At 63.8% G+C, this 11,657-nt stretch carries 8 protein-coding genes; 7 read left to right on the top strand and 1 reads right to left on the bottom strand.

The window, feature by feature from the left end; all coding sequences use genetic code 11:
- Positions 1-1,108, bottom strand: a 1,108-nt coding sequence (gene dnaX, locus AB5758_RS08970) for a DNA polymerase III subunit gamma/tau (protein WP_368155508.1), incomplete at its 3' end; no start/stop codon positions are given.
- A 115-nt stretch (positions 1,109-1,223) separates the two neighbouring features.
- Between dnaX and AB5758_RS08975 the strand changes: the two genes are divergently transcribed.
- From AB5758_RS08975 to pknB, 7 genes are all read left to right on the top strand, one after another.
- On the top strand, positions 1,224-1,940 hold the full coding sequence (locus AB5758_RS08975; RefSeq protein WP_368141512.1) for a hypothetical protein: 717 nt from the start codon (positions 1,224-1,226) through the stop codon (positions 1,938-1,940).
- Positions 1,941-2,088: 148 nt separating this feature from the next.
- Positions 2,089-3,942, top strand: coding sequence for a serine/threonine-protein kinase (locus AB5758_RS08980; RefSeq protein ID WP_368141513.1), 1,854 nt, complete (start codon positions 2,089-2,091; stop codon positions 3,940-3,942).
- Positions 3,939-4,952: an FhaA domain-containing protein gene (locus tag AB5758_RS08985; protein WP_035136732.1), complete on the top strand. Its 1,014-nt coding sequence runs from the start codon at positions 3,939-3,941 to the stop codon at positions 4,950-4,952. Before AB5758_RS08980 ends, AB5758_RS08985 begins: the two co-directional genes overlap by 4 nt.
- Positions 4,953-4,958: 6 nt before the next feature.
- Positions 4,959-5,375, top strand: a complete 417-nt coding sequence (locus AB5758_RS08990) for an FHA domain-containing protein (protein WP_006235180.1) — start codon at positions 4,959-4,961, stop codon at positions 5,373-5,375.
- A complete protein-coding gene (locus AB5758_RS08995) occupies positions 5,372-7,171 on the top strand; it encodes a Stp1/IreP family PP2C-type Ser/Thr phosphatase (protein WP_368141514.1) in 1,800 nt (599 codons plus the stop codon). Before AB5758_RS08990 ends, AB5758_RS08995 begins: the two co-directional genes overlap by 4 nt.
- Before the next feature lie 16 nt (positions 7,172-7,187).
- Entirely contained in the window at positions 7,188-10,058 is a 2,871-nt protein-coding gene (locus AB5758_RS09000; protein WP_368141515.1) for an FtsW/RodA/SpoVE family cell cycle protein, read from the top strand.
- Positions 10,059-10,190: 132 nt separating this feature from the next.
- Positions 10,191-11,657 (top strand): Stk1 family PASTA domain-containing Ser/Thr kinase (gene pknB / locus AB5758_RS09005; protein ID WP_368155510.1); only part of this gene is annotated, 1,467 nt, incomplete at its 3' end.

Consider the following 11,657-nt stretch of genomic DNA (forward strand, 5'->3'; position numbering starts at 1 on the left):
GCGCCAGACGCGTGCAGGCAATCTCGAGCACCAGGCGCACGTCGCTCGCGCCCCTCATCTCCAGTGCGGCATCGTCGAGCACTGTCAGCACACGAGCCAGGCGGTCGGCAGGATGCTCGCCAAAGGCAGCGGCCTCGGCAGCAAGCGCCTCGGCCTGCTCGGAGCCGCCCTCAAACAACTCGGCACGGGCACGGGCAACGCAGGCAACATACACGTCGCGCACGTGCGCCACCAGGTCGCGCGTCAGCTCCAGCAGATCGTTACCTTCCTCGACCTGCGCGCGAATAAGCCCATACAGCTCGGCAACATCGCGATCGGCAATGGCGCGGGAAAACTCGCCCAGAATCTGGTCCGAAACCTCGCCTAAAAGCGAGCGGGCGTCGTCCGCATGCACAGAACCGTTGCCAAAGACGCTCAGCTGCTCCAGCGTGGAAAGCGCGTCGCGCATACCGCCCTTGGCATGGCGCGCCACAATGGCGAGTGCCTCGTCGTCGTAATCGAAGCCCTCCTGCTCGCACACGTATGCCAGGCGATGCTCAATATCCTCGTTGCCGATGCGATGGAAATCGAAACGCTGGCAGCGCGAGAGGATGGTCTCCAGAATCTTTTGCGGGTCGGTGGTGCACAGCACAAAGATCACGTGCGCCGGCGGCTCTTCAAGCGTCTTGAGCAGCGCGTTGAACGCCGCCGTCGTGAGCATGTGGACCTCGTCGATGATATAGATCTTGTACTTGCCGCGCACCGGGGCAAAGTTGACGGAGTTGATGATCTCCTCGCGCACATTGTCCACGCCCGTGCGGGAGGCGGCATCGAGCTCGTAGACATCGGGGTGGTTACCCTCGGCAATGAGCTCGCACTCCTCGCAAGTACCGTCGGGCATGCAGCCGCTTGCACCCTCGGCGCGCGCCGCCTCGGCATTGCGGCACAGCAGCGCCTTGGCCAGAATGCGCGCCATGGTGGTCTTGCCCGTGCCGCGCGGTCCGCAGAACAGGTAGGCGTGGGACAGGCGCCCCTCGGTGATGGCGTGCTCGAGCGTCGAGACGATATGCTGCTGGCCCACCACGGAGTCAAAGGTGAGCGGGCGATACTTTCGGTACAACGATTCCATGGGTGCTCCCCCGGGTATACTGAGTCTTGTTGCCGCGGCGGCCATGCGGTCGCACGGCATACTGCATTCCATAATACCCGTACGGCGAGCCCGCCGCGATAGGAGTCCAAAGAGCATGGCAGACGCAGAGAGCAACCTCGTCCCCTCCGAAGCAGCCGACCAGGTCGAGGTCGCGCTCGAGGAGCAGGCCGCAGCCGACGACGGCATCCTGTACCTCAACGAGTACCAGTACGAAAACGACCTGGTCACCGACTTCGCCCGCCTGGTCGCCTCGCCCAGGCGTCGCGGCTCGCTGTATGTCGCCGCGGCAATTGCCGCGCTCATCGGCATCGGCATGCTGGTGGCCGGCGGCAACTGGATCAAGTTTGGCGTCGTCCTGATCGTGTTCGGCGCCTTTTTGGCCTGGTGGAGCAAAAACCTGCACCACACCCTCGCCCGCGACTTTATCGACGCCGTTGAGGCCGACGAGTCCATGGGTGGCCGCTATCGCCGCGTCGCCGCCAACGAGGACGGCCTGATGGTTTGGGGCAAGAGCGGCAAGTCACAGTTCTTCCCGTTTGAGAAGCTCGACCACGTGCTCGACGGCGAGCGCATCTTTGTGGCCATGTTCGCCGACCAGGGCGTGACGATTCCTAAGGACACCTTCGTCCGTGGCGATGCCGAGCAGTTTGGCGCCTTCCTTAAGGCGCGCATCAACAAAAAACTCCGCATCGAGACCAAGAAGAAGAAAATGAAGGCCGAGAAGGCCGCTGCCGAGGCCAAGCAGGGCGACAAGCCCCAGGACAACAAGGGCAAGCAGCGCAAGCGGAAGAAGAACAAGAAGAAGCACTAGGCCGGACGCAGGGTCCAGACCCCAGACGGAGCTTAAATTGAATGTCGCCCACCTGCGCGTGCTACACTAGCAGCATCTATGCCACCGCGAACGGCTCGGCCCCGCGCCCGCCGCTCGCAAACGAACTTTAAACGCACGAGGGTTGGCCATGCCGCTTTTCTCGCAACATACCGCCCGGTTCTCGCCGGACGTTCCTTTGGAGGGCACCAGCTCTCGCGAGCTGCTCAAGCGGTACCAGCCGCTCGAGACACTTGCGACCGGCGGTTTTGGCTCCATCGAGATCTGCCGCGACACGCACCTGCGCCGCCGCGTCGCCATTAAGCGCATCCCCCTTATTAACGGTGTCGGCATGCCCGCCAGCGACATCATGGATGTCCTGCGCGAGGCGCACACTGCCGCCATGCTTCAACATCCCAACATCGTGCAGGTCATCGACTTTACGCACGACACAGCCTATGCCTACCTGGTTATGGAATATGTCGATGGCATGTCGCTGGCCGAGTTTTTGCACCGCGTGGACGGTCACTCACTTACCTTTGACGAGGCCGCGGCCATTGCCGATGCCCTAGGCCAGGCGCTCACCTTCGCCCATAGTAATGGCGTACTCCACCTGGACATTAAGCCCGACAACGTGCTCATCGACCACTCGGGCAATGTAAAGCTCACCGACTTTGGCATGGCGCGACTGTCGTCCGCCGGTGGCTTTGGCGGCTCGCGCGGCGGCACCATCGGCTACATGCCGCCCGAGCAGCTCGATATCGAGACCGGCACGGTCGATGAGCGCGCCGATGTCTTTGCCCTCGCCTGTGTAATCTATGAGGGCCTGTGCGGCAGCGCTCCCTTTATGGCGGCCACGCCCGCCGACTCGCTCGACCGCATCATCGGCGGCGCCACCTATCCCAGCGAGCTGATACCACACTTTCCCCCGGGAGCCGAGGCCGCGCTCATGAGCGCGCTCTCCCCCATGCCGCAGGACCGCCCCAGCAGCATCGAGGCATTTTGCGACCAGCTCCTTGCCGGTCTGGGCAGCGTACGCGAGGGCCGTCGCAGCCTGGAACAAATGGTTGGCGAGCTTTCGGATGACGAGCAGGAGCTCGACGATATCGAGCCGTCGCACTACGAGGACGAAGCCATCGAGGTCGACCCCGCACTTGGCTGGGCGGGCACGCGCTGGAGCCATGCGCGCGACTACACCATGCGCGCTATCTCGGCGCTAACGTGCGGCACCTTTAGCTTTTTGCTGATGCAAACGGCCGGGGTCGCGGCGCTTCCCGGCTTGGTCATTGCGGCCATCGCGATCGGAGCGGCGGCTGGCCTGGCCCCCCAGATTGGCTCGGCCATCTCGGCTGTGGGCTTTTTGGTGCTCATGGCCAACGCCACCATGCAGGCGCAGGGCATCCTGTCGATGCTGCCGGTCGCGGTGATCTTTGCCGCTGCCATGTCCGGTTGGTGGATCGCCTGGGGTCGCACCGAGGCTGCCGCGAGCGCCGCGCTCACCTGTGCACTCGCGCTTGGCTGTCTGACCGGCAATACCTTCCTGGCAGCTGGGGTCGCCGGCGGCGTCGCGTCATTTTGGCTCGGCCCGGCAAGCGCCGCCGCGGCAACGGGCATGGGCGCGCTTTTTGCCCGTCTGGCCACGGTCGCGCTTTCAGCCGGAGGCGTGCTGGGGCTCGGTAACGTTGCCGCAGCGCTGGGAGACCCGCTCCTTTGGGCTGCCTTTGGGCTAGTCGCGGCAACTGCCGCAGCGTCATCCGCGCTGCTCAATGCCCATGCCAAGCGTGCCGATCAGGGCTCAAACCTTGCCGCAATCGCCGCCATCGCTGTCACCGGCATCGGCTGCGCAGCGGCGTCCTGTCTTGCACACCATATGGAAATTGCCAGCCTTGCAGCCGCGGTCGTCGCCAAGGCGGCGGTTGCGGGAACCCTATCCTCTATAATCGTTGGGATATGCCTATATTTGCTCGGATACCAAAGAACCTATACGGAGAGTGATCTTTCGTGAACTTCCTGAACATCTTCGAGGACCACGTGGCCGGCATCTTCGGTGCCACCCGTGCCCCGTTCTCCTTTAAGAAGCTTGCCAAGCAGGCCGCTCGCGACATGGAGGATCAGACTCTGGTGATCAACGGCGTCAACACGGCGCCGGCACTCTATACCATCCTTATCGCCGCCGACGACGATCCCATGCTCGCCCCGTTCTACCCCGAGCTTTCGCGCGAGGTCCGCGAGTTTGTGAAGGCGCAGGCCGAAAAGCGCCGCTATGTCTTTGTCGGCGAGCCCCTCGTGCGCTTTATGATCGATCCGCAGCTGCGCGCCGGCAAGTTCTCGGTCTTTGCCGAGAACGTCGATGCCCCCACGCTCGGCCGCCTGTACGAAGAAGAGCGCGCCTATCAGAACGGCCTGGGCCAGAACAACTCCGCGGCAAGCCGTGCCGCCAGCGCCCCGCGCGCCGGCCAGCAGCAGTTTGCTGCCCCGCAGCAGCAGCGCCCCGCCGCCATGCCCCAGCAGCAGCCGACGCCTCGCGCCGCCGCTCCCGACCCGCTTGCCGTGGCAGACCCCTTCGCGCCTAGCGTCCCCGACCCCGCCGCCGCACCCATCCCGGTGCCGCAGACCGTCTCGCGCGACGCGCTTGCCGGCATGGGCGGAGCCGCCGCGACCGGTGCCGCCGTGGGCCTAGGCGCCGCAGCCGGCATCGCCTCCAACATGGCGAGCACTCGCGCCCCGCAGCGCCCGCTCGCCCAGCTCGTCGACGTCGTGAGCGGCGAGAGCCATAGCATCACCTCCGCACAGGTGACCATCGGTCGCGAGCGCTCAGTTTCCGACATTGCCCTGCGCGACCCCAACGTGTCGCGCCGCCACGCCCAGCTCACCTTTACGGGCTCGGATTGGTCGATCGAGGACCTCAATTCCACCAACGGCACGCTCGTCAACAACCGCCGCATTACGCGCTGCCCGCTGCGCAACGGCGATCTGCTGACGTTTGGCCTGAGCACCTTTGAATTTAGGGGATAGTCGCTTATGAACATCGATATCGTCCTTTTTGCAGGCCGCATCGTCCTGGTCGCCCTGCTCTATATCTTCCTGTTCGCCGTCATGAAGACCGGCGTGGGACTTGTGCGCGGGCAGCGCCGCGACTCGGCCATTTGGACGATCGATGTGGACAAGGGTCCGCGCGGTATCCGCGGCATCCACGTAGACATGCTCGGCCCCGTCATCGTCGGTCGCTCGCCATCTTCGGACATCTGCATCAACGAACCGTTCGTCTCGGCCTCGCATGCGCGCTTTTCGCTGCAGGGCCCGGCGCTCATCATCGAGGACCTCAACTCGCTTAACGGCACGCTCGTCAACGGCCGCCAGCTCGTGGAGCCCGCGACGCTGCGTGAGGGCGACGAAGTCCAGATTGGCGATGTGGTCATGAAGGTGAACCGTCGATGATCGACGAGGAGAACAAGTCCGCAACTATGACCGAGGCACCGGCTGCCGCCGCAGCCGTGCCGGCCCACGCCGCTCCGGCGGGCTCCGCACCCGTGGAACCCGAGGACACCGTGTTCTCCCTGCCTCTTTCGCATGTAACGCATGATATTTCGGATCTCGCCGATAACGAGGACGAAGAGGATGCCGTAGCGGCGCCCATCGGTGCACATGCTGCGGAACAGCCCACAGCGCCCGAAGCAACCCCGGCGCCGGCTCACTTTGCAGAGCCCGTCGCCGCGGCAATCAACGAGAGCGCTGCGGTGTTTGCAGCACCCGAGCCCGCCGCGCCGGCGTTTCCCATAGCCCCGGCATCCGAGGTTACGCCCGCGTCTACGCCGGCGCCCGATCCTATAGACGTCAGCCCGCAAGATGACGAGTCGACCGCCCGCGTTTCCGAGGAGCCCGACTCCCCGGACACCGGTGATTCTGAATCAAACGCCGAGACCGACACCGTCTCTCCCGGTGACACAGCAGAGATCGACGTTGCCGCCGTTGAGGCCAAGCTCAAAGATCCCGGCTCGACCATGAGCTTTGAGCCGCTGACCGACGAGCGCATCGAGACCGACTCGACCTACGACGCCGGCACCACCACGCAGCTTATGTGGGGTGCCCGCTCCGACGTCGGATGTGTACGCCCGCACAATGAGGACTCCTATCTGGTGCAGTCACCGCTCTTTTGCGTGTGCGACGGCATGGGAGGACACGCCGCCGGCGAGGTGGCATCCTCCATTGCCGTCGAGACCATCGCCAAGACGGCACCGCAGTCCGCCGACGCCGCGCGCCTGGCCGCAGCCGTCGAGGCCGCCAACGCCGCCGTGATCGAGGCCGCCCTCAACGGCCTGGGCAAACCCGGCATGGGATGCACGGCCACCTGCGCCTACATCGAAAACGACACGCTCGCCATCGCCCACGTGGGCGACTCGCGCGCCTACCTGCTCCACGAGGGCACGCTCATCCGCGTGACCCGCGACCACTCCTACGTGGAGGAGCTCGTGGATGCCGGCGAGATTACGGCCGACGAGGCCCGCGTCCACCCCAACCGCTCGGTCATCACCCGCGCGCTGGGCTCGGATCCCGCCATGTATGCCGACCACTTTACCCTGCACATCGAGGAAGGCGACCGCCTGATTCTGTGCTCCGACGGTCTTTCGAGCATGATTCCCGATAGCGATATCGAGAACATCGCTACGCAGTCCTCGAGCGCACAGATCTGTGTCGACAACTTGGTGGACGCGGCGCTCGCCGCCGGCGGCCACGACAATGTGACCGTGGTGGTGGTCGACCTGGTCGACGACGGCGTCATGCGCGAGGCAAAACGCGTCCGACGCCGCAATGTCACCATCGCCACCGTCTTGGCCCTTGTCTTTGTGCTGGTAGCAGGCATCTGGGCATACACGGGCGTCACCGGCTCCTATTACTTGGGAACCTACCACGGCAATGTCGCCGTCTGGCGCGGCCTGCCCGGCAAGACGCTCGGGGTCGAGCTCCACTGGCTCGAGAGCGAAACCAGCATCAAGCTGTCCGACCTGCCCGAAGACACGCAAAACCGCCTGAAGACAGGCATTCCGCAAACGAGTGCCGACGATGCGCAGGACACCATTTCCAAGTACCGCCATCAGATTGACGAGGAGCAGACCCGTCAGGTGATTGACGCGCAAACAATTCGCGACAACACCAATCAGGAATCCACCTCCGAGTCAGATTCCGAGAAAACCGCCGAACAGTCAGCCGAGGCCGAAGCCTCCGATAAGAATTAGAAAGGGAGTGCCGCTTATGAGTCGCCGCAACACCGAACTGCTCTTGCTCATCGCCTCGGCGTTCCCCGTCATCCTGCTCTATGCGATGTACGTGCTCACCGCGGGTGCCACGATTTCCTTTGAGACGCTCGCCGTGCCGATCGGCCTGTTCGCCGCCTTCGCCGCGGCGCATATCGCCGTGCGCATCCTGGTGCCCGGCGCCGACCCCGCCATCCTGCCCATCGTCTTTGTGCTCTCGGGCATCGGCATCACATTCGTGACGCGCCTGGCCCCCGACCTCGCCATCTCGCAGCTCATCATCTTGTTTGTCTCGGTGGCGCTCATGGTGGGAACGCTCGCACTGGTTAAGAACCTCGACGTGGTCATGCGCTACAAGTACACCTTTGGCATTATCGGCATCATCCTGCTGATGCTGCCGATCTTTATCGGCACCACGATCTCGGGCTCCAAGCTGTGGATTCGCATCGCGGGCTTCACCATCCAGCCCGGCGAGTTCGCCAAGGTCTTTATCGTCCTGTTCCTGGCAGGCTATCTGGCCGAGAACCGCGAGCTGCTCTCCATCTCCAACCGCAAGATCCTGGGCCTCAAGATTCCGCGCTTCCGCCTGCTGCTGCCGCTGTTTGCCGTGTGGGGCGTGTGCCTGCTCATCGTCGTCTTCGAACGCGACCTGGGCTCGGCCGTCCTGTTCTACACCATCTTTTTGCTGATGCTCTATGTTGCCACGGGACGCTTTTCGTACGTCATCATCGGCCTTGCTCTGCTGGCAGTTGGAGCCGTGGGCGCCTACAAGTTCCTGTCGCACGTGCAGGTGCGCTTTCAGGTCTGGGTCGATCCGTTTAAGGACGCCCAGGGCCAGGGCTACCAGATCGTACAGTCACTTTACTCGCTGGCTGACGGCGGCCTGGTTGGCGTCGGCATCGGCAATGGCATGGCAAACAACATCCCCGTCGTCGAGTCCGACTTTATCTTCTCGGCCATCGGCGAGGAAATGGGCCTTTTGGGCGGCGGCGCCGTGCTCATCCTGTTTATGCTTTTTGCCGTGCGCGGCCTCACCACGGCAGCCCGCGCCAAGTCCGACCTTGCTGCCTTTAGCGCGACCGGCCTTACGGCGGCCATCAGCTTCCAGGCATTCTTAATCGTTGGCGGCGTAACCCGCCTAATCCCGCTGACCGGCGTCACCCTGCCCTTTATGAGCCAGGGCGGTTCTTCGCTGCTGGCGAGTTTTATCATCGTCGCGCTGCTGCTGCGCGCCGGCGACGAGGCAACCGGACGCGAAGCCGAGCTCACCGGCACCGGCACCATGGCCGCCATCACCGATGACCAGGTCGCATCAGCCGCCGCCCCGACCGGTACGCGTTTTGCCAACATACCTTCCTACAGCCACGGCAACCACTCCGCGGGCTCTCGCATGCGTCGTCGCCTGCTCGACACGCCTGAATCCGGCGTGCTCGGCCGCGTGGCACTTGCCAACCGTCTGACTCGTGCCGTGTTTGCCTTTACGGCGCTGTTCGCCATCCTTATCGGCAACCTCACCTATGTCCAGGTCATCAAGGCGAAGGACTACCAGGACATGCCGACCAACAACCACACCATCGCCCGCTCCAAGTACATCCAGCGTGGCTCCATCATCACGTCCGACGGCGTGACACTAGCCGAGTCGCTGCAACAGGAGGACGGCACCTACGCCCGTTCCTACCCCAACGGCAACATGGCCGCGCACGTGGTGGGCTACGTGAGCCAGCAATACGGCACCGCCGGCATCGAGAGCGTCATGAACGATACGCTCACCGGCTCCAAGGATTACTCCAGCTGGAACAATGCCATCGCGTCGCTCGCGGGGCAGACCCAGCCGGGTAATACCGCCAAGCTCACCATCGACTCGCGCATCCAGACGGCTGCCGAACAGGCACTCAAGGGCTTTAAGGGCGCTGTGGTGGTCATGGATCCGCGCACCGGTGCGGTCCTTGCGTGCGCGAGCTCGCCCACCTACGACAACACCAACATCGATGCGCTGCTCCAGTCGGGCGGCGGCGAGGACGGTTCCATGTACGACCGTGCCATGGACGCGCTGTACACCCCGGGCTCGACCTTTAAGGTCGTCACGCTCTCCGCGGCGCTCGAAACCGGCACCGCCAGCCTTACCAGCACGTACCAGGCGCCCGGTTCCATGGACATCGGCAACGCGCCGGTCACCAACGATGCCAACGAGAGCTACGGCACCATCAGCCTGCAGCAGGCCTTCGCAGTGTCGTCCAACGTCGTCTTTGGCCAGGTGGCAAACGAGGTCGGTGCCAGCTCGCTCGTCCAGTTTGCCAACGCCTTTGGCTACGGTCAAAAGCTCGGTCAGGATCTGACCACCGCGGCTTCCATCATGGCCGACCCGTCGCTTATGACCGAGTGGGAGACCGCTTGGGCAGGCGCCGGCCAGCCCGTCGGCATGGACCACACGCCTGGCCCGCAGACCACCGTTATGCAGAATTGCGTGATCGCTGCCGCTATCGCCAACAGCGGCGTGGTCATGGACCCGTTCTTTGTGTCCCAGATACTCGCCCCGGACGGAACCGTGGTTAAGACTACGCAGTCCCGCTCGCTGGGCCAGGCTGTCAGCTCTGCCACGGCCGACCAGGTCAAGCAGGCCATGCTCACCGTCGTCCAGTCCGGTACCGGCACCGATGCCCAGATTCCGGGCGTCAAGGTTGCCGGCAAGACCGGTTCGGCCGAGACCGGCGGTACCAACGTCAACTCTATGTTTGTTGGCTTTGCACCTTACGATTCACCCACGGTTGCCATCTCGGTGGCCCTGGAGGATTACGACAAACACGACGTCGAGGCGGCCAAGATTGCCGGCATCGTCCTGACCGCGGCGCTCGCCGCACAGGGAGCGTGATGCCCATGATCAAAGCGGATACTTATGGCGCGCCGCGGCCGATGAGCTAGCGGCAACACGCCACACGGCCCCAGAGGCCACACATTTGGTACTACACGCATCGTTGAGCGAATAGTTATGTTAGGAGCAGGAATGGAACAGAGGGTCCTCGGGGGAAGATACCTCCTTAAGGATAAGGTGGGGACGGGCGGTATGGCGACCGTCTTCCGTGCACAGGATCAGGTCCTCGACCGCACGGTTGCCGTCAAGATCATGCTGCCGCAGTATGCCGGCGACGCCACCTTCGCCGCCCGCTTTAAGCAGGAGGCCCAGGCAGCGGCCGGCCTGTCCTCCCCCTATATCGTGGGCGTCTACGACTGGGGCAAGGACGGCGACACCTATTACATCGTCATGGAGTACCTGCGCGGTACCGACCTTAAGAGCGGCATCAAGAGCCACGGCGCCCTCGATCCCAAGAAGGTCGCGCAGATCGGCTCGCAGATCAGCTCCGCGCTTTCAGTCGCACACAAGCACGAGATCATCCACCGCGACATTAAGCCGCAAAACATCATGGTGCTGCCTGACGGCAACATCAAGGTAATGGATTTTGGCATCGCACGCGCCAAGAACAGCCATCTCACGCAGGATAACAACGTGCTGGGCACCGCCCACTATGTAAGCCCCGAGCAGACTCGCGGCCAGGACCTCGGCCCCACCTCGGATATCTACTCGCTGGGCGTCGTCATGTACGAGTGCGCCACCGGCCGCGTACCCTTTGACGGCGACGACGCCATCTCGGTCGCGCTCAAGCAGGTCAACGAGCTCCCCATCCCGCCGAGCCAGATCAACTCCGGCGTCGATGCCGACCTGGAGCGCATCATCCTCAAGTGCATGGAGAAGGACCCGGCAAACCGCTTCCAGACGGCCGACGAGCTGCGCCAGGTGCTCAACAGCTACCTGTCCGGCCGTGCCGTCAACGTCTCGGAGCCCACGCGTATCATCGGTGCCGCCGGCGACCTGGGTGCCACCAAGACCCGTGAGCTTTCCGACTCAACGCGCGCTATGGTTCGTCCCGTCTCGGGCGTGAGCGGTCAGAACACCGCCCGTAGCGCTGTCTCGGGCTCCACGGGCTCCTACGAGGTCGAGAAGCCTAAGTCCAACAAGAACAAGATCATCGCCGCCGTGATTGCCGCCGTCGCCGTGATTGGCGTGGTGGTGGCCTTTGCCACGGGCATGTTCAGTGGCGAACAGGTCACGGTGCCCGACGTGCTGGGCAAGGACCAGGAAACCGCTATTGAGCTGATCAAGGAAGCCGGCCTTGAGGTTGGCACCGTCGACCAGAGCTACAACGACGATGTCGACGAGGGAAAGGTCGCCGAGCAGACCCCCAACGGCAACACCAAGAAGGCCAAGGGCACAAGGGTGAACCTGGTAATCTCCAAGGGCCCTAAGCCCTCCGAGAAGGTTGAGGTTCCGCAGCTCGTCGGCCTGACCAAGGACCAGGCCGAGGCCGCACTGGCAAGCGTGGGCCTGAAGGGCAGCGCTTCGGAGGAAGCCAATGAGGCCGAAGAGGGCCAGGTCTTTGAGCAGAGCACTGCTGCCGGCAAGGAGGTCGAGAAG

It is taken from the genome of Collinsella aerofaciens (assembly GCF_040926405.1).
GTDB lineage: Bacteria > Actinomycetota > Coriobacteriia > Coriobacteriales > Coriobacteriaceae > Collinsella.